Annotated in this window: 18 protein-coding genes and 1 tRNA gene; 16 read left to right on the top strand and 3 right to left on the bottom strand. The window is 70.6% G+C overall.

Features of this window, described 5'->3' with window-relative positions:
- The 8 genes from folE to BK819_RS01920 are packed head-to-tail and all read left to right on the top strand — an operon-like array spanning position 1 to position 6,129.
- The gene (folE, locus tag BK819_RS01955; RefSeq protein WP_071327675.1) at positions 1-612 is read left to right on the top strand and encodes a GTP cyclohydrolase I; all 612 of its coding nucleotides are present in this window, start codon (positions 1-3) and stop codon (positions 610-612) included.
- A complete protein-coding gene (folP, locus tag BK819_RS01950; protein WP_071327674.1) occupies positions 609-1,418 on the top strand; it encodes a dihydropteroate synthase in 810 nt (269 codons plus the stop codon). The genes folE and folP overlap by 4 nt, the downstream gene beginning before the upstream one ends.
- A 34-nt stretch (positions 1,419-1,452) precedes the next feature.
- Positions 1,453-1,848 carry a dihydroneopterin aldolase gene (gene folB, locus BK819_RS01945; protein WP_071327673.1) on the top strand — a complete coding sequence of 132 codons (396 nt, stop codon included), beginning with the start codon at positions 1,453-1,455 and terminating at the stop codon, positions 1,846-1,848.
- Entirely contained in the window at positions 1,845-2,384 is a 540-nt protein-coding gene (gene folK, locus BK819_RS01940; protein ID WP_071327672.1) for a 2-amino-4-hydroxy-6-hydroxymethyldihydropteridine diphosphokinase, read from the top strand. The genes folB and folK overlap by 4 nt, the downstream gene beginning before the upstream one ends.
- The gene (locus BK819_RS01935) at positions 2,381-2,863 is read left to right on the top strand and encodes a DUF3180 domain-containing protein (RefSeq protein WP_071327671.1); all 483 of its coding nucleotides are present in this window, start codon (positions 2,381-2,383) and stop codon (positions 2,861-2,863) included. Before folK ends, BK819_RS01935 begins: the two co-directional genes overlap by 4 nt.
- Complete coding sequence (locus BK819_RS01930) at positions 2,814-3,395, top strand: PH domain-containing protein (RefSeq protein WP_071327670.1); 582 nt, start codon at positions 2,814-2,816, stop codon at positions 3,393-3,395. The genes BK819_RS01935 and BK819_RS01930 overlap by 50 nt, the downstream gene beginning before the upstream one ends.
- Positions 3,392-5,434: a PH domain-containing protein gene (locus BK819_RS01925; RefSeq protein ID WP_071327669.1), complete on the top strand. Its 2,043-nt coding sequence runs from the start codon at positions 3,392-3,394 to the stop codon at positions 5,432-5,434. The genes BK819_RS01930 and BK819_RS01925 overlap by 4 nt, the downstream gene beginning before the upstream one ends.
- A gap of 2 nt (positions 5,435-5,436) precedes the next feature.
- Positions 5,437-6,129: a DUF2520 domain-containing protein gene (locus tag BK819_RS01920; protein WP_071327668.1), complete on the top strand. Its 693-nt coding sequence runs from the start codon at positions 5,437-5,439 to the stop codon at positions 6,127-6,129.
- Between the two features lie 27 nt (positions 6,130-6,156).
- Here the strand turns inward: BK819_RS01920 and BK819_RS01915 are convergent, their stop codons facing one another.
- Positions 6,157-8,010 carry a DUF2207 domain-containing protein gene (locus BK819_RS01915; RefSeq protein WP_071327667.1) on the bottom strand — a complete coding sequence of 618 codons (1,854 nt, stop codon included), beginning with the start codon at positions 8,008-8,010 and terminating at the stop codon, positions 6,157-6,159.
- 86 nt (positions 8,011-8,096) lie between these two features.
- Between BK819_RS01915 and lysS the strand changes: the two genes are divergently transcribed.
- Positions 8,097-9,629 carry a lysine--tRNA ligase gene (gene lysS, locus BK819_RS01910; protein ID WP_071327666.1) on the top strand — a complete coding sequence of 511 codons (1,533 nt, stop codon included), beginning with the start codon at positions 8,097-8,099 and terminating at the stop codon, positions 9,627-9,629.
- 11 nt (positions 9,630-9,640) lie between these two features.
- Here the strand turns inward: lysS and BK819_RS01905 are convergent, their stop codons facing one another.
- The gene (locus BK819_RS01905; protein ID WP_071327665.1) at positions 9,641-10,756 is read right to left on the bottom strand and encodes a DUF4192 family protein; all 1,116 of its coding nucleotides are present in this window, start codon (positions 10,754-10,756) and stop codon (positions 9,641-9,643) included.
- A 112-nt stretch (positions 10,757-10,868) separates the two neighbouring features.
- On the opposite strand from BK819_RS01905, the gene BK819_RS16715 reads away from it, so the two are divergent.
- The 3 genes from BK819_RS16715 (at position 10,869) to BK819_RS01895 (ending at position 13,393) form a co-directional block, all read left to right on the top strand.
- Positions 10,869-11,042 (top strand): hypothetical protein, encoded by a 174-nt coding sequence (locus BK819_RS16715; protein WP_167627854.1) that lies wholly within the window; start codon positions 10,869-10,871, stop codon positions 11,040-11,042.
- 86 nt (positions 11,043-11,128) lie between these two features.
- On the top strand, positions 11,129-12,589 hold the full coding sequence (gene cls / locus BK819_RS01900) for a cardiolipin synthase (protein ID WP_071327664.1): 1,461 nt from the start codon (positions 11,129-11,131) through the stop codon (positions 12,587-12,589).
- Positions 12,590-12,646: 57 nt separating this feature from the next.
- Positions 12,647-13,393: a hypothetical protein gene (locus BK819_RS01895; RefSeq protein ID WP_071327663.1), complete on the top strand. Its 747-nt coding sequence runs from the start codon at positions 12,647-12,649 to the stop codon at positions 13,391-13,393.
- Between the two features lie 11 nt (positions 13,394-13,404).
- Here the strand turns inward: BK819_RS01895 and BK819_RS01890 are convergent, their stop codons facing one another.
- Entirely contained in the window at positions 13,405-14,403 is a 999-nt protein-coding gene (locus BK819_RS01890; protein ID WP_071327662.1) for a diacylglycerol kinase family protein, read from the bottom strand.
- Positions 14,404-14,500: 97 nt separating this feature from the next.
- Between BK819_RS01890 and serS the strand changes: the two genes are divergently transcribed.
- The 4 genes from serS (at position 14,501) to BK819_RS01870 (ending at position 18,058) form a co-directional block, all read left to right on the top strand.
- Positions 14,501-15,805 (top strand): serine--tRNA ligase, encoded by a 1,305-nt coding sequence (gene serS / locus BK819_RS01885; RefSeq protein ID WP_071327661.1) that lies wholly within the window; start codon positions 14,501-14,503, stop codon positions 15,803-15,805.
- Positions 15,802-16,623 (top strand): HAD family hydrolase, encoded by an 822-nt coding sequence (locus tag BK819_RS01880; RefSeq protein ID WP_071327660.1) that lies wholly within the window; start codon positions 15,802-15,804, stop codon positions 16,621-16,623. Before serS ends, BK819_RS01880 begins: the two co-directional genes overlap by 4 nt.
- A gap of 42 nt (positions 16,624-16,665) precedes the next feature.
- A tRNA-Ser gene (locus BK819_RS01875) sits at positions 16,666-16,750 on the top strand.
- Between the two features lie 48 nt (positions 16,751-16,798).
- Positions 16,799-18,058 carry an LCP family protein gene (locus BK819_RS01870; RefSeq protein ID WP_071327659.1) on the top strand — a complete coding sequence of 420 codons (1,260 nt, stop codon included), beginning with the start codon at positions 16,799-16,801 and terminating at the stop codon, positions 18,056-18,058.
- Positions 18,059-18,063: the final 5 nt, after the last annotated feature.

Raw genomic sequence — 18,063 nt, 5'->3', positions numbered from 1 at the left:
GTGACCGTCGACAAGGGACGCGTCGAGCGGCTCACCAGGGAACTCCTGGAGGCGATCGGCGAGGACCCCGATCGTCCGGGGATCAAGCAGACGCCCTCCCGGATGGCCGAGCTCTACGCGGAGTTCTTCGCCGGGGTGGGCGAGGATCCCGCCGAGCCGCTCGCCCACACCATCAGCGTGACCCGCGGGCCGGCGCCGGACACCCTGCCGTCCGGCGCGGTGCTGCTGCGCGACATCCGCTTCCGCTCGGTGTGCGAGCACCACCTCCTGCCCTTCGCAGGGCACGCGCACATCGCCTACCTTCCGGGCGAGCAGGTCGTCGGTCTCGGTGCGCTCGTGCGCGTCGTGGAGATCCTCGCCGCGCGGCCGCAGGTGCAGGAGCGGCTGGGGGAGCAGATCGCCGACACGATCGCCGAGAACCTCGACGCGCGCGGCGTGCTCGTCGTGCTCGATGCCAGCCACGGCTGCGTGACGATGCGGGGCGGACGGCAGACCGAGGCGTCGACGCTGACCATCGCGGCGCGCGGGGTCTACACGGATCCCGTGGCACGCGCGGAGCTGGTGACCCTGATCGGCATGACCGTGCCGGGGGTCGGGACGTCGCGCGCATGACCGGTATCTGGGGCATCGTCAACGTCACCCCCGACTCGTTCAGCGACGGCGGGCGGTATCTCGACGCGGACCGCGCGGTCGCCCACGGCCTTCGCCTGCGCGCGGAAGGGGCGTCCGTCCTCGACGTCGGGGGCGAGTCGACCCGGCCGGGCGCAGAACGCGTCGGGGCGGACGAGGAACAGCGCCGCGTTCTCCCGGTCGTCGAACAGCTCGCGGCGGCCGGCGCCGTCGTCAGCATCGACACGCTCAACGCGTCGACCGCCGCAGCAGCCGTGCGCGCGGGAGCGCGCATCGTCAACGACGTCTCCGGCGGACTGGCCGACCCCGACATGCGCGCCGCCGTGGCGGAGTCGGGCGCCGATTTCGCGATCGGGCACTGGCGGGGCTTCTCCGCCGACATGTACGCGAACGCCGATTACCGCCGCGTCGCCCGAGAGGTGGCCGGCGAACTGCGCGAGCGCATCGGCGAGGCGGCGGCCGCCGGGATCGCACCCTCCCGCCTGATCGTCGACCCCGGTATCGGGTTCGCCAAGGCCGGTGCCCAGAACTGGGACGTGCTGCGGGGCCTCGACGAGATCGTGGGTCTCGGCTTCCGCGTGCTGGTCGGGACGTCGCGCAAGCGCTTCCTCGCCGACGTGCTGCAGGAGGCGGCGCCGGGCGGTGACGGCGTCTCCGAGGAGCGCCGGGATCTGGCCACCGCGGTGACGAGTGCGCTCGCGATGCGCGCCGGCGCCTGGGCGGTGCGCGTGCACGACGTCGCGGCCACCCGCGACGCCCTCGCGATCACCCGCGCCTGGGAAGGCTGAGTGCGAGGTCGGAGCGTCGCCGTACCCTAGAGGCATGGACTTCCTCGACGAGATCGTGCTGACAGGGCTGACCGTGTTCGGCCACCACGGCGTCTACCCGCACGAGCGGGAGAACGGACAGGAGTTCACGGTCGACCTCCGGTTGCGGCTCTCCCTCGAACAGGCCGCCGCGTCCGACGACGTGGCCGACACCGTGCACTACGGCGAGCTCGCAGAGCGGGTAGCCGCCGTCGTCGCGGGGGAGCCGGTGAACCTCATCGAGACCCTGGCCGAGCGGATCGCGGACGTCGCCCTCGGCGACCGCCGCGTGCAGCAGGTGACCGTCACGGTGCACAAGCCGCAGGCGCCGATCGCCCTGACGTTCGACGACGTGGCCGTGACGGTGCATCGGACGCGGGCTCCGGAGTCGCTGGAGGACATCACCACATGAGCCGCAACCTCACACGCCCGCCGGAGGTGCCGGGCCCCCGAGCTCCGCGCCCCGAGACGGTGGCGGTCGTCGCGCTCGGCGCCAATCTCGGAGACCGCGAGGAGACGATCCGCGCCGCGGTCGCGCGCATCGGCCGGCTGCCGCTCGTCTCGGACGTGCGCCTGTCGCGCCTGTTCGAGACGGTGGCGCTCCGCGTGGACGGCCCCGATCCGGACGCCCCCGGGTATGTGAACGCCGTGGCGCTGGTGACCACCCGGCTCGCTCCCGAGATCCTCCTCGGCATGCTGCACGCCATCGAGGACGAGAACGGCCGTGTGCGCGGCGAGCGGTGGGGCGATCGCACCCTCGACCTCGACCTCATCGCCTACGGCGACGTCGTCTCGGACGACCCCCGTATCCAGCTGCCCCATCCGCGGGCGGCGGAGCGGCTGTTCGTCCTGGAGCCGTGGCTCGACGTCGACTCCGACGCCGAGCTCGTGGGGCGCGGCCGGGTCGCCGATCTGGCGGCGGACCTTCGCGCGCGAGGCGAGGGATGAAGCGCACCTCCGCCGGACTTCTCGCCGTCCTCGCGCTCGTCGGCGCCGGAGCCGGCTTCCTCCTCGACCAGATGCTCACGGCGACGGGGCGGGCCACGTTCACGCCGTCCCTCTTCCTCCCGGTGCTGCTCGTCCTCATCGCCGGCGCGTCGCTCGGGGTGGCCTGGCCGGTGCGGCGCAGCGTCCGCTCCGGGGTGCGCATCGACCCGTTCCGTGCCCTCCGGGCCGCGACCCTCGCGCGGGCGTCCAGTCTGCTGGGGGCGATCCTGGCGGGCTTCGGCGCCGGACTGCTGGCCTTCCTCCTCACGCGCCCCATCGATCCCCCGATAGGGTCGACTGTGGCCATGGTGGCGCTGATCGCGAGTGCGGTCGTGCTCGCCATCGCCGCTCTCGTCGCCGAACAGTTCTGCACCCTGCCGAAGGATCCTGATGACTCAGAACCCAGAGACCGCGCCCCTGAACCCGGCGGAGGGCACTGACCTCGGCGCCCTCGACCAGGGCACCTACACGGGCCTGCGCACGGCGCGCAACGAGGCCCGCCTCGAGCTCGACGGCACCTGGCACCAGATCTCGCCGCGCTACGTGGTGTCGCAGATCGTGCAGAACGTCATCGTGCTGGCGCTCGTCGTGGCGGCGGCCGTCGTGCTGAACATCGTGCTCGAACAGGACTGGGTGTGGATCCCGGCGGGGGTCATCATCCTCATCACCCTCGTGACGCTGGTCATCCTCCCCCGTCAGGCGCGGGCGATCGGCTACATGCTGCGGGCGGACGACATCGTGTTCCGCAAGGGCATCCTTTGGCAGCGCATGATCGCGGTTCCGTACGGTCGCATGCAGCTCGTCGACATCACCCAGGGGCCTCTCGACCGGGCGTTCGGCATCTCCCAGCTCAAGATGGTCACCGCGGCGGCGACCACCGGCGTGCAGATCCCGGGCCTCACCCAGGCGGCGGCCGAGGCGCTGCGCGACACGCTCATCCAGGTCGCCGAGACCCGCCGGACCGGCCTGTGAGCGAGCCGCAGCTCCCCACGGCCGCGCCCGGGCAGACCTCCGCGGGCACGCCGTCGACGCACCTCGCGGACGGTGAATGGCACCGGATGCATCCGCTCACGCCGCTCTTCAAGGGCGGCCTGGCGCTCATCATCGTCGGCGGCATCGTGATCGCGAACATGCGTGACCGCGTCATCGCCTGGCTCGTCGGGCAGTTCGCGCCCGAGGAGGCGCACTACGACGACTACACCGGCGGCGACCCGGTGGACTGGGTGCTCGCGAACAACTTCGCCCTGATCGCGCTGCTGGGTGTCCTGGCGCTCGTCGTGGTGCTCGTGGCGATCTTCTGGTTCGTCTGGCGCTTCCAGCAGTTCCGCATCACCGGCGACCATGTCGAGGTGCGCAAGGGCATCATCTTCCGTTCCCATCGCCGTGCGCCCCTCGACCGCGTGCAGGGTGTGAACCTCACGCGGCCGTTCCCGGCACGCATCATCGGCCTCGCGAAGCTCGAGGTCGTCGGCGCGGGCACGGATGCGAACGTCGCGCTCGAGTACCTGGCGACGCCGCGCGCCGAAGGGGTGCGCGCCGAGATCCTGCGCCTTGCCTCCGGGGCGCGGGCCGCTCGGCAGGCGGCGTCGAACCCGGAGGGCGCAGCGACGCCGGGCGGGACCGCTCCGGCTTCGGCCCGGGCACAGCTCGTCGGCTCGATGAACGAGGGCGTCAACGGCCTGCTCGCCGGTGTGGACCTGCAGGATGTCGTCCCCGAGAGCGTCGTCAAGATCCCGGCCGGCCGGCTGATCGGCTCGCAGCTGATCTCCGGGCTGCTGTGGCTGGTGTTCTTCGGCGTGATCTTCGCGATCGCGATCGGCAGCACCCTCATCGGCATCCTCGTCGACGGCGATCCCGACGGCGGGATCGTCCTCCTCGGCATCGGTCTCGGCATGGGCGTTCCCATGGTCATCGCCGTGGTCGGTATCACGTGGGCGCAGATCTCCAAGTCGCTGCGCTACTCCATCGCGCCCACCCCCGACGGCGTGCGCATCACCTACGGGCTGCTCACCACCGTCACCGAGACCCTTCCGCCGGGCCGCATCTTCGCGGTCGAGGTGTCGCAGTCCCTGCTCTGGCGGCCGTTCGGCTGGTGGACCATCAAGATCAACCGGATGAGCGGCAAGAGCGCCGCGCAGCAGTCGTCGAGCAGCGGCCAGCAGTTCAACGTCGTGCTCCCGGTCGGCAAGCGCGCGGATGTGGAGCGGGTGCTGTCGCTCGTGCTCCCCGACGTGCCGGCCGAGAGCATCCCCGCGCTGTGGGACCAGGGCGTCGTCGGTCCGACCGACGCCGACCCCTACCGGACGATGCCGCGCCGGGCCTGGTGGCGGCGACCGTTCTCCTGGAAGCGTCACGGATACACCGTGACGACGGACGGCCTGCTGCTGCGCCGCGGCATCGTGTGGCGGAAGCTCGCGGTCTTCCCGCTCGCGCGTCTCCAGGGCGTGTCGCTGAGCCAGGGGCCCATCGACCGGGCGCAGGGAGTCTCCGGCGCGCAGGTGCACACCGTGCCGGGGCCGATCACCGGCCTCCTCTCCGGGCTCGAGCGGGCCGATGCGCTCGCGCTGCTCAACGAGGTCAGCGTCGCCGCAGCCGAGGCGGCATCCCGGGATCACACCCATCGCTGGAGCGAGCACGCCGCGACCGGAGACCCGGTGGCGCCGCCCGCTCCGCCGGTGTTCGGTGGTCCTGCGACGCCGGCGTCTCCCGCGTTCGGAGGGGCGGCATCCGCTCCGCCCGCTCCGCCCGCTCCGCCGGCTCCGTTCGCGCCGCCTGCTCCGCCGACCGGTGTTCCGGGTTCGGCGACTCCGCCGGTCCCGCCCGTCCGGACTCCTCCGGTGACGCCGCCGCCGGTCCCACCGGTCACGGCGCCTCCGGTCGCTCCGCCGCCCGCTCCGCCCGTCGCGCCGCCACCGCCGCAGACGGCTGCCCCCTCGACCTCTCCGGCGCCGACCGGTCCGACCCCTCCACCCACCCCGCCGGCGCGACCGGACACGTCGCGCGAGGAGTGAGAGTGGTGCGCGACGGGCGCCTCGGCGTCGGCATCGTCGGGGCCGGGCGCGTCGGTCCGGTGATCGGCGCGGCATTGGCCGGAGCCGGGCACGCGATCGTCGGGATCACGAGCGGATCGGACGACGAGCGCGCATCCGTTGTGCTCCCCGGCGTGCCGGTGCTGGACACCCAGGAGGTCGTGCGGCGTGCCGAACTGGTGATCCTCGCGGTCCCCTCCGCCGAGCTGCCGGCCCTCGTCTCGGGCATCGCGGAGCTGGGCGGGTGGCAGATCGGCCAGCTCGTCCTGCACACCGATCCGGCACAGGGCATCGAGGTCCTGCGTCCGGCGGCGGAGCGCGGTGCCATCCCGCTGGCGGTGCATCCCGCGATCACCTTCACCGGGACCTCGATCGATCTCCGACAGTTGCAGGCGGGATTCGCGGCGGTCACCGCTCCTGCCGCCGTGCTCCCGATCGCCCAGGCGCTGGCCGTGGAGATGGGGTGCGAACCGGTCGTCATCGCCGAGGCCGACCGCCCCGCCTATGCCGATGCGATCGCCACGGCCACGGAGTTCTCCCGCTCGATCATCGGCCAGTCGACCTCGCGGCTCCGTGAGATCGGGGTCGAGAACCCGGGTGGCTTCCTGTCGGCTCTGGTGCAGTCGACGGTCGAGCGGGCGCTGCGCGACGCCTCGGAACCGCCGCCGCTCGTCTGATCGCCTTCCCGGCGCGGCGTCTCGGACTCAGCGACCGCCGGAGAAGCCGCCTCCGCCCCCGCCCCCGGAGAACCCGCCGCCGAACGAGCCGCCGGTAGCGGACGAGGTGCCGGTGGACGGGGCCGAGTAGGTCGCGGCCGCCGTGGAGGAGCTCATGAACGCCACGAGCGACGTGCGGAGAGCGAAGGACGTGGGGTCGCCGATCCAGGTCGGGCCGTGCGCCTCCCGGCTGTAGGCACTCTCCAGCACCCGGCCCCACTCGTCCTCCATGCCGAACAGCATCGCGAAGGGGAGGAGGCGCTCGTACACATGGATGACGTCCGCCCCCTCCTCGGTGCGCCGTTCCGCGCCGGTGTAGGACTGCAGCATCCGCAACCGATCCTCCTCCGCGACCCGGATGAACTCGCGCACCCCCTGCAGATGCTCGTACGCCTGCGCACCTTCCGGCGTCAGGACCGTGTGCCGCGAGAAGGTGAAGAAGCTCGAGGCCGCGACGAGCAGTGTCCCGACGGAGATCGCCAGAAGCGCGGGGCCGGCGGACAGTCGTCCGGATGCCACGGCGATGATGGCGACGACGAGACCCGCCACGGCGAGGGCGATCGCCACGGACTGCAGGATGACGGCCGCGCGGCTGCGCACCCTGGTCGTCAGACCCCGGCGGGCGGCCTCTTCGTGACCCTTCGTCGTCAGCGCGGTCATCCGTGTCGCGAAGGCCTCGCTCTCGGTCGGCAGGTCCACGACGCCGTCCGCACCCGCGTGGAGGAAGAGCGCGTCGAGCGCAGCCTGATCGAGGGGGCTCGGCGCGCTGGCGTGGGGCTGTCGTCGCAGCCGGGGCGCATCGGCTGACGCGCCTTCCTCGATGCGCAGGGCGCCGCGGACGGCGAGGTGCACGATCTGGGCGGGCACCACGTTCTTGGCGCCAGGGAGGAGCGCGGCCGCGAGAAGGGGAGGCTGGTCGTCGGGGACGTCGTACTGCGCCACGATGATCCCGGTGGCGCGACGCCGACGTCGGGCGGCGCCCACGGCGACTGCCCATCCGATCGCGGACAGGCCCACGGCACCGGCAGCAGCGAGCACCGGCCCGAGGTCGGCGACGGGATCGGGCAGGCGGGCGGCCGGCTGAGTCACTGTGCCGGGATCGAAGCCGACGGCCACCGTCACCCCGTCCGCGGCGGGTAGAGGCCCGGCTTCGACGTGGAAGGAAGCGGCTTCTCCGTCCGTGATCGGTCCCTCCAGGTCGCAGGGCTCGGTGGATCCGGAGGGGCCGATGTAGCACTTCGTCGCGCCGGTGAGATGGGCGGTCAGCACGGCATCGAACCGGATGTCGGCCCGGAACGTCTCGATCGGTTGCGTGCTGTCGAGCGGGAGGAGATCCCAGTAGAACTCGTCTGCGGCGCGAGAACCGGACGGGTCGGGTGCGCTCCCGACGATGATGTCGCGCATCTCGTACTCGATGACGTAGGTGGTGAGACCGTGGACGAAGTCGTCGTCGCCGGTGAGGATGAAGAGGGTCCCGTCATCCTCGTCGGTCTCATACGGGACGGCGGCTCCGTCTCCATCGGTGACCGCGAGCACCCGGGTGTCGATGTCAGCGTTCTTGTATGCCGTCGCCAGGCCGCGCACGATGCCGCGGTTCTGGTCGGCGTCGGGGAATCGCGCGACGAGCGTCTCCGTGACCCGCATGTGCGCCCGGCCGTCCTCGTCGAGCCCGACGTCGTACACCGCGTCCCACGAGGCGTAGGAGAACTCATCCACATCGGCGGCGGCGACGAGGGTCGTCGGCGTCGCCGGGGCCACCGCGACGGCGACTTCCGGCGCGAGGACAGGGACGGTGGCGAGAGCGACGACGGCGCTCGCACGGAGGATCCGAGTGGGGGCCATGCTTCGAGGCTACCCAGCGCACCGCGCGGCGAGGACGTCCCGCGCCATCTCGGTAAACTGGGGAGGACTTCCAAGGAGCCCCGCACATGACTGACGCGCCCGCCGCGCCCGAATCGGCCTCGGCCGCCCCTTCCACCGAAGAGGACATCCACGAGCAGAAGGCCGTCCGCCTCGCCAAGCGCGAGCGTCTGATCGAGAAGCGCTCGGACGCCGGCGGCGGAGCCTTCCCTGTCGCGGTACCGGTGACACACAGCATCCCCGCGCTGCGTGCGGAGTACGGCGACCTCGAGCCCGGCGCCGAGACCGGCGTGGTCGTCGGCGTCGCGGGGCGCGTGGTGTTCAGCCGCAACACCGGCAAGCTCTGCTTCGCCACGCTCCAGGCCGGCGACGGCACCCGCATCCAGGCGATGATCTCTCTCGCCAATGTCGGCGAGGAGTCGCTCGCGGACTGGAAGGAGTACGTCGACCTCGGCGACCACGTCTTCGTGCATGGTGAGGTGATCTCCAGCCGCCGCGGTGAGCTGTCGATCATGGCGGACGACTGGGCCATCGCGTCTAAGGCGATCCTCCCGCTGCCCAACGCCTACGCCGAGCTCAGCGAAGAGGGGCGTGTGCGCAGCCGCTACCTCGACCTGATCGTGCGGGAGCAGGCGCGGACGACCGTGCGTGCGCGCGCGGCGGTGAACGCGAGTCTGCGGTCGACCTTCGCTGCCCACGGGTACCTCGAAGTGGAGACGCCGATGCTGCAGGTGCAGCACGGCGGTGCGTCCGCCCGTCCCTTCGTCACCCACTCCAATGCGTTCGACACCGAGCTCTACCTCCGCATCGCGCCGGAGCTGTACCTGAAGCGCGCGGTCGTCGGCGGTATCGAGCGGGTGTTCGAGATCAACCGGAACTTCCGCAACGAGGGTGCCGACTCGACGCACAGCCCGGAGTTCGCGATGCTCGAGGCCTACCAGGCCTACGGCGACTACAACCAGATGGCGGGCCTGACGCAGGAACTGGTCCAGCAGGCTGCGGTTGCCGTCGCCGGGTCGACCACGGTCACCTGGGCGGACGGCACCGAGTACGACCTGGGCGGTGAGTGGGACCGCATCTCGATGTACGAGTCCCTCTCGGCCGCCTCCGGTCGGACGGTCACGCCCGCGGACTCCGTCGACGACCTGATCGCCTTCGCTGAGGCGAACGGGGTCGATGTGCCGCCTCAGGCCACGCACGGGAAGCTCGTCGAGGAGCTCTGGGAGCACTTCGTGAAGGGTGACCTCGTGCGGCCGACGTTCGTCATGGACTTCCCCGTCGACACGTCGCCTCTCGTGCGCGAACACCGGTCCGTCGAGGGCGTCGTGGAGAAGTGGGACCTCTACATCCGGGGCTTCGAGCTGGCGACCGGCTACTCGGAGCTCGTGGATCCCGTCATCCAGCGCGAACGCTTCGTGGAGCAGGCGAAGCTCGCCGCGCGAGGCGATGTCGAGGCCATGCCGATCGACGAGGAGTTCCTGCGGGCTCTCGAGCACGGCATGCCGCCGTCCGGGGGCATGGGGATGGGCATCGATCGACTCCTGATGGCGATCACCGGCCTCGGGATTCGCGAGACCATCCTCTTCCCGCTGGTCAAGTAGAAGCGAGGCGCTCACGCTCCGCCCCGCCCGCGGAACGCCCACTCCGGCAGAACGGCGCCGCACATCATGGTGTCCAGCAGTAGCGCGAGGCTGTACCCCGGATCGATCTCTCTCGCCATGTCGAGGTAGCGACTCGCGTGCGTGGCACGGCCGAGCGCCCAGGAGAGCCAGGCCGCGACCGTGAGCGGGCCGGGGCGTGCTGCCCGGGGGGCCAGGGCGGTCGCATGTCGGACGGCGTGCAGCGCTGCACGGAGGCGCTCCCCGTCCGGCGCGGGGCCGCGGCCGAGGAACACCCGTCCGATGTCGTCGGGCACCCTGGTGCCGGAGGCGGCGAAAGCCAGCTGCGCCTCCATGGTGCGAATGCCCTGACGGTGATCGGTGGCCCACTGGGCGATCGCCGCGTCGCGCACCGGCGGACGTCCGAGGCACCACACGAGCGCTGCGGCGTCGAACGGCCGCAGAGTGTCGTGGTGATGGACGACGGACTCGAGGAAGGCGGGGATGTCGTCGAGGAGCGCGCACGCCGCGATCACCTCCGGCTCTGCGGAACCGGAGGTGTCGGCCTGCCCTGGCGCGAGGGCGGCGTCGAGGCCGCGCAGGATGCGTGCCACCTGGTCCTCCTCCGGGGCCTGGACAGCCGGGAGCCCCGCGCCGGAGAACTGATCGCCGGAGACGTCGCCGAGGGAGGAACCACCCGGCGGCGTAACGATGTCCGACAGGGGATACAGCGTCGGATCCTCGTCGTCGTAGCGGGCCCATCCCTCGGGCGTCACACACAGGGCCTCGACGGTACGCAACCCCGCTTCCTCGGCGCATCCGAGAAGGGTGTCCACCGTCACAGCTTGGGGGAGGACGAGGCCATCGGGCGTCGTCTGGGGTGGTTCATCGGTGTATACGACCACAGCCAGCGCATCGGTACCGGGGACGCGGCCGAGCAACTCGACGGCCGCTGCGGCGTAGTGCAGGAGAGGAACGGCAGCATCGGGTAGATCGAGGCGCATCGCCCCGTCGCTGCGGCTGCCGTGGAACGGGAGCAGGGCGATGCTCTCGTGCGGCGTGAACCCTGCGAGGGCGGGCACGATGCCGAGGAACTGGGCGGAGTCGGAGGCGCGGAGCACGGTTGTCATGAGGAGAGGTTCGCGTGCCCCCGTCTCCGTCGGAGCGGGGGCGGAGCGATGTGGATGAGAATCCTGAGAAGCGCCGTCTGCGCATGAGTAGTCGCTCGCGTACGATGGAGGTATGGACAACTTCTGGCTCGCCGCGGCATGGTCGCTCCTGCCGACGGTCGGCGTCAGCATCGTCTTCTTCGTCGTGCTCCGCGGGATCCTCCGGTTCGACCGCACGGAGCGGAAGGTCCACGCGCAGATCGAGGCCGAGGAACGCGCCGCGCGCGGACTGCCTCCGCGGGCCTGAGTCCGCCCCATCCGCTACTGTGAAGCGAGCGTGCCGGCTCCGGTGCGCCTCGGGGTGACGATCCCCGGCGTGGGTGAGGGGGCGTGATGACCGCGGAGTCCTGGGGCTGGTGGATTGCCGCCTTCGTGCTGGTGCTCGACATCATCATCCGCGTCACCGCGATCATCGTCATCCCGCGCAACCGCCGTCCCACCGCGGCGATGGCCTGGCTCCTTGCCGTTTTCTTCATCCCGGTGGTCGGCGTCTTCCTGTTCCTGCTGATCGGGAACCCCCGTCTGCCGCGCGCACGGCGCCGCAAGCAGGAGCAGATCAACGAGTACATCGCCGAGACCAGCGAGCACCTGCACTTCGGGACGCTGCGGCCCAACGCCCCCGCCTGGTTCGGGCCCATCGTGCAGATGAATCAGCGCCTCGGCGCTCTGCCGCTCTCCGGCGACAACGGCGCGCACCTCATCTCCGACTACCAGGAATCGCTGGACGAGATGGCGGAGGCCATCCGCACGGCGCAGGACTACGTGCACGTCGAGTTCTACATCCTGCAGTCCGATGACTCGACGGACAACTTCTTCCGCGCCCTCGAAGAGGTCGCGGCGCGGGGCGTCGCCGTCCGCGTGCTCCTGGACCACTGGGCGAACCGCGGCAAGCCCCGCTACCGCCAGACCATCGCCCGTCTCAACGAGATGGGCGCCGAGTGGCATCTGATGCTTCCGGTGCAGCCACTCAAGGGCAAGATGCAGCGCCCTGATCTGCGCAACCACCGCAAGCTGCTCGTCGTGGACGGCAACATCGCCTTCCTGGGATCGCAGAACATCACCGACTCCACCTACAACCTGCCGAAGAACATCCGGCGCGGTCTGCACTGGGTCGATCTGATGGTGAGGCTCGACGGACCGGTGGTGTTGAGCGTCAACGCGATCTTCCTCAGCGACTGGTACAGCGAGACCGATGTCGTGCTGGAGGAGATCGACATCTCTCACGCCAACATCGGATCGGGGGACCTGGACTGCCAGGTGGTGCCGTCCGGTCCCGGCTTCGAGGTCGAGAACAACCTGCGTCTGTTCCTCGCGCTCCTCTACGCGGCGAAGAAGCAGATCATGATCGTCAGTCCCTACTTCGTCCCGGACGAGGCCCTGCTGCTCGCGGTCACCGCGGCCGTCGACCGCGGTGTCGAGGTGCAGCTGTTCGTCTCCGAGGAGGGCGACCAGGCGATGGTCTACCACGCCCAGCGGAGCTACTACGAAGCGCTGCTGCGCGCGGGGGTGCGGATCTGGATGTACCGGAAGCCCTACATCCTCCACACGAAGAGCCTCACCATCGACGATGAGGTGGCCGTCATCGGGTCGAGCAACATGGACATGCGCTCGTTCGGCCTGAACCTCGAGGTCTCGATGCTCGTCCGCGGCGAGGAGTTCGTCGCCGAGATGCGCGAGGTCGAGGACAAGTACCGGTCGTTGAGCAGGGAGCTGACCCTCGAGGAATGGATGCAGCAGCCCCTGCGCTCCACCGTGCTCGACAACCTGGCACGGCTCACCTCCGCGCTGCAGTGACCGTGCATTCCGTCAAGCCCCGTTTCGGGCGGACGGACGCGCCGCTAGCCTGAGGGCATGACTCCCCGCAGGCTTGTGATCGCCGTGTCCTCCGCGCTCGCCGCGGCTCTCCTCCTCGCCGGCTGTACGGTCGGTCCCGGCGGAGCGGCACCGCACTCGACGTCCGACCCCTCCAGCGGTCCCGGGAGTGCGGGGAGCAGCGACGACCAGGACGACATGGATGCGACGCTCCTCGACGACGGACGGATGTTCGCCATCGTGAGCTGGGGATCCTCGACGTGCCTGCCCCAGGTCGACGACATCACCGCCGAGGGACAGCGGGTCTCGGTCACCCTCGTCGATCCGGACGCCGATGGGGCGACGGAGCAGGCCTGCACGGCGGACCTCGCACCGCGCGCGAGCCTGGGCGCGCTGCCCGAGGGCGTCGACCCGACGAAGGACATCACTCTCGTCGTGACCTCCGGCGACCTGCTCGATGAGATCGACGTCGATGCCGATCCCGATGCCACGGCGACACCGGGATCGTCGACCGAGTATCAGCCTTCGGCCGGCTGGTTCGACGACGGTGGGCTCGTCCTCCTGACCTGGGGCTCCTCCAGTTGCGCTCCGGTCGTCGAGACCGTCGAGGGCGACGGGTCCACGGGGACCGTCACGTTCGTCACCGACGAGAACCAGGTGTGCACCATGGACATGGCGCCGCGGGGCACGGTGATCGAGTTCCCCGAAGACGAGGTCGACGATGATGGTCCGTTCCAGCTGACCCTGGTCGGCGGCGGTCTGGAGGGCACGGTCGACGTGCGCTGAGGAGGCGGCTCTCAGAGGACGTGCACCGGGTGCCCGGTGGGCAGAGCCAGCAGAAGTGCGCCGGGATCGGCGCGGCAGGTGACGCGCACAGCCTCGCCGAACTCGTCGCCGTCGAGCTCGATGGGCGTGGGGGCGGGCGCCGCAGCTTCGGCGCGGGCGCCGCGGAAGTAGTGGACCGAGGCATCCGTGCCCCGGCGTTCGAGCACGAACCGTCCGGCACGGAACCGGCGCAGCACGGAGTTGTCCCACCAGATCTTGCGCCAGACGCCGAGCCAGCCGAGCACGCCGGTCGGCTGGATGACCGCGACGTCGAGGGTCGCGTCGGTGATGGACGCGTCCGGGATGAGGGAGATGCCGGCCGGGAGGGTGCCGCAGTTCGCGAACAGGATGCTGTGCACCTTCGTGGAGTGCAGGCGCCCCGTGCCGATCTGATAGACCGCACGGAAGGGCTTCGCGCGGGGAAGTGACCGGGCGGCGCCGTCGACGTAGGCGATCCAGCCGACCGACTTCTTCAGATCGGCACGGGTGTTCGCGATCATGTCGGCGTCCAGGCCGATGCCGGCGAGCACGACGAACGCATGCTCCTCCTCGCCGCCGTCCTCCCTGGTCATCCGGGCCCAGCCGATGTCGATGGGGTGGTGGAAGTCGCCGAGGGCGGCGCGGATCATCTCCGTAGGGTCGGCCAGCGGGAGACCAAGGTTGCGCGCGAGAAGGTTCCCGGTGCCGCTCGGGAGGATCGCGAGCGGCACGCCCGTATTGGCGATGGCTTCGGCGACCGCCCGCACCGTGCCGTCGCCGCCCGCCACGAGCACGACGTCCACTCCGCGCGCGAGCGCTTCCGCCGTCGCCCCCTGCCCCGCGTCCTCCACGGTCGTGGGGTAGAAGGCGGGATGGTCCCATCCGGCTTCGCGGGACAGGTCGCGGACCTGCGCGCGCAGACGCTTCCCGTCGACCTTCACCGGGTTGTACACGAGCGCCGCCTGCTTCCGAACGGGAGGACTCGTGGTCATGGCGCTACTCTAGACCGGCATCGTCCGAGGAGAGCGGCGCCGATGGAGGGACACCCAGCCGCCCGGTCCCCGGGCCCACACCTCGTAGACTTGCGGCATGATCGACCTCGCACTCCTCCGCGACAACCCGGAGATCGTCCGCCGTTCGCAGGCTGCCCGTGGCAATGACCAGAGCACCGTCGACGTCGCACTCGAGGCCGACCGATCGCGCCGCGCCGCGCTCGCCGCGTTCGAGGAGCTGCGCGCCGAGCAGAATGCCTTCGGCAAGCTGGTCGCGAAGGCGCCCAAGGAGGAGAAGGCCGCCCTGGTCGCGCAGGCCAAGGACCTCGCCGATCGGGTCAAGCAGGCCCAGCACGCGGCGAACGAAGCGGCCGAGGCCGCTGCGACGGCACTCGCGCGGATCGAGAACGTCGTGATCGACGGCGTCCCGGCCGGCGGCGAAGAGGACTTCGTCGAGCTGCGTCGCGTGGGCGAGGTGCCGGCCTTCGACTTCGAGCCGCGGGATCACCTCGAACTCGGGGAGATGCTCGGCGCGATCGACATGGAGCGCGGCGCCAAGGTCTCCGGCGCGCGCTTCTACTTCCTGCGCGGGATCGGTGCCCGCCTCGAGATCGCACTCATGAACCTCGCCCTCGACAAGGCGCTGCAGAACGGCTTCGTGCCGCTGATCACACCCACGCTCGTGCGCCCCGAGATCATGCAGGGCACGGGGTTCCTGGGCGAGCATGCCGACGAGGTGTACCACCTCGACAAGGACGACGACCTCTACCTCGTCGGCACCAGCGAGGTCGCTCTCGCCGGGTACCACAAGGACGAGATCGTCGACCTCGCGCCCGGCGCCCTCCGCTACGCCGGATGGTCGACCTGCTACCGCCGGGAAGCCGGCTCGCACGGCAAGGACACCCGGGGCATCATCCGCGTGCATCAGTTCAACAAGCTGGAGATGTTCGTCTACACGACCGCCGAGGATGCCGAGGCGGAGCACCTGCGCCTCGTCGCTCTGCAGGAGGAGATGCTGACCTCGCTCGGCCTCGCCTACCGGGTGATCGACGTCGCCGCGGGAGACCTCGGGTCGAGCGCGGCGCGGAAGTACGACATCGAGGCCTGGGTGCCCACGCAGGGCGCGTTCCGCGAGCTGACCTCCACCTCGAACTGTACGACCTTCCAGGCGCGGCGTCTCGACGTGCGATACCGCCCCGCGGCGGAGGAGGGCGGTACGGCGCCGAAGACCCAGCACGTCGCGACCCTCAACGGCACGCTCGCGACCACGCGCTGGATCGTCGCCCTGCTCGAGACGCACCAGCAGGCGGACGGCTCGGTGCGGGTTCCCGAGGTCCTGCGCCCCTACCTCGGCGGACTCGAGGTGATCCGCCCGCTCGCCGACGAGCCGAGCACGCGGTGACGGCCCCCTGGCTGGTCGGCCTCGACGTCGACGGGACCATCCTCCTGCAGGACGAGACGATGAGCCCCGGTGTCCCCGAGGCCATCGCCCGCGTCCGCGAAGCGGGGCACGTGGTGACCATCGCGACCGGTCGCAGCTGGATGGCGACCCGTCGCTACGTGGAGGAGCTCGGCCTCACCGCCGAGTACGTGGTGTGCTCCAACGGCGCCGTCACGATGCGCCGTGACGGCGACGAGTGGGAGCGCTGGCACGTCGAGACCTTCGACCCGACGCCGGTGCTCGCCCTGCTCCAGGAGCGCCTTCCGGACGCGCGCTACATGGTCGAGCTCGGGTCGGGGCAGCGGCTGTTCACCGAGCAGCTCGACGACTGGACGCTCGACGGCGGCCGCCAGGTCGACTTCGAGGAGCTCGGGGCCCTCCCCGTCTCCCGCATCGTCGTCGTCTCGCCCGGACACGACGAGGACGACTTCCACCGACTCGTCGCCGACGCCGGACTCAACGAGGTCTCGTACGCGATCGGCTGGACGGCCTGGCTGGACATCGCACCGCAGGGAGTGGACAAGGGCACGGCCCTGGAACGCGTGCGCGACGAGCTCGGTCTGGACGCCGCGCGCGTGCTCGTCGCCGGAGACGGGCGCAACGACATCGGCATGTTCGGCTGGGCACGCAGCGGCGGTGGGCGTGCGGTGGCCATGGGACAGGCGCCGGTCGAGGTGAAGGACGCCGCGGGGGAGATCACCGCGGACGTCGAGCAGGGAGGGCTCGCCAGCGCCCTGGACACGCTTCCAGCACCCGCCCAGGTCGACGCAGGAGAATAGAACTCGGCTAGACTCGCGCCTGGTCGGCAGATGTTTCTGTCGGGAGGGTTGTCCGAGCGGCCGATGGAGCTGGTCTTGAAAACCAGTGGGCAGAGATGTCTCGTGGGTTCGAATCCCACACCCTCCGCTTCCTGAGCGCGGTACCCCCGCCGTCGCTGAATTCGAAAGGGCCCGAGTGAGCGAGAACACCCGCCGCCGCCGCACCGTCGCGCGACATGGTCAGCTGCGCTCGCCCGGCGCCGTCAGCCAGCTCCTCCGGCTTCTCGCGATCAGCATGGCGGTGGTGCTCGTCAGCGGTATCGGCGTCGCGGCCTACTTCTACCTCGATTTCTCCAACACCGTCTCGGCGAACGCCGTCGACCTCGACGGCCAGGAAGACCTGCCGCCGGACATCGGGGAGTACAAGGGCGGCTTCAACCTCGTCCTCACCGGCGTCGACACCTGCGAGGACGATTACAAGCAGTACTTCGGCGATCGGTGCACCGGCGGGGATGCGGAGGGCACCCTCAACGACGTGAATCTGCTCGTGCACGTCTCGGAGGAGCCGCGGCGGATCACGGTCGTCAGCTTCCCGCGCGACCTGATGATCCCCATCCCGTCCTGTGAGGACGAGGACGGCAACGCCACCGCCGCGATGAGCAAGCAGCCCCTGAACGTCGCCTACACCGACGGCGGACTGAACTGCGTCGTCCGCACGATCTCGGCCCTCACGGACCAGGAGGTGCAGTTCGCCGCCTCCGTGACGTTCGGCGGGGTCATCGAGATCACCAACGCGATCGGCGGTGTCGACGTCTGCCTCGCCAACCCGATCCGCGACCGCTACACGGGTCTCGACATGTCTGCCGGCACGCACACCGTCCAGGGGCTCGAGGCTCTACAGTTCCTCCGCACCCGTCACGGCGTCGGCGACGGCAGCGACCTGGGCCGCATCGGCAACCAGCAGCAGTACATGTCGAGCCTCGCCCGCAAGCTCATCAGCGGCGAGGTGCTGGGCAACGTGCCGGTGATGCTGAAGCTCGCCAACACGGGCATCCAGAACCTCGAGACGAGCACGTCGCTCGCCGACCCGATGATGATCGTGCAGATCGCTCTCGCCGTGAAGTCGGTGCCGTTCGAGGACATCGTGTTCGTGCAGTACCCGACCCTGGAGGACTGGGACGACCCGAACAAGGTCGTGCCGAACGACGCGGCCGCCGCGGCGCTCTGGGACGCGATCGAGGCCAACGCCCAGCTGCAGATCACGCACGAGAACACCAGCAACGACGGCGTTGTCGTGCAGGAGCCGACGACACCCACCGCGCCCGCCGAGCCCACCACCCCGACGCAGGAGGCGACTCCGACCCCGACGACCGCTCCGGACGTCGTGGCGCTGCCCGATTCGATCAAGGGCAACTCCGCCGCGCAGCAGACCTGCTCGAACGGCAACGTGCGCTGATCGGC

It is taken from the genome of Microbacterium sp. LCT-H2 (assembly GCF_001866135.1).
Taxonomy (GTDB): Bacteria; Actinomycetota; Actinomycetes; order Actinomycetales; family Microbacteriaceae; genus Microbacterium.
The sequence above is the reverse complement of the archived record's forward strand: the minus strand, read 5'-3'. Positions and strand labels throughout refer to the sequence as shown.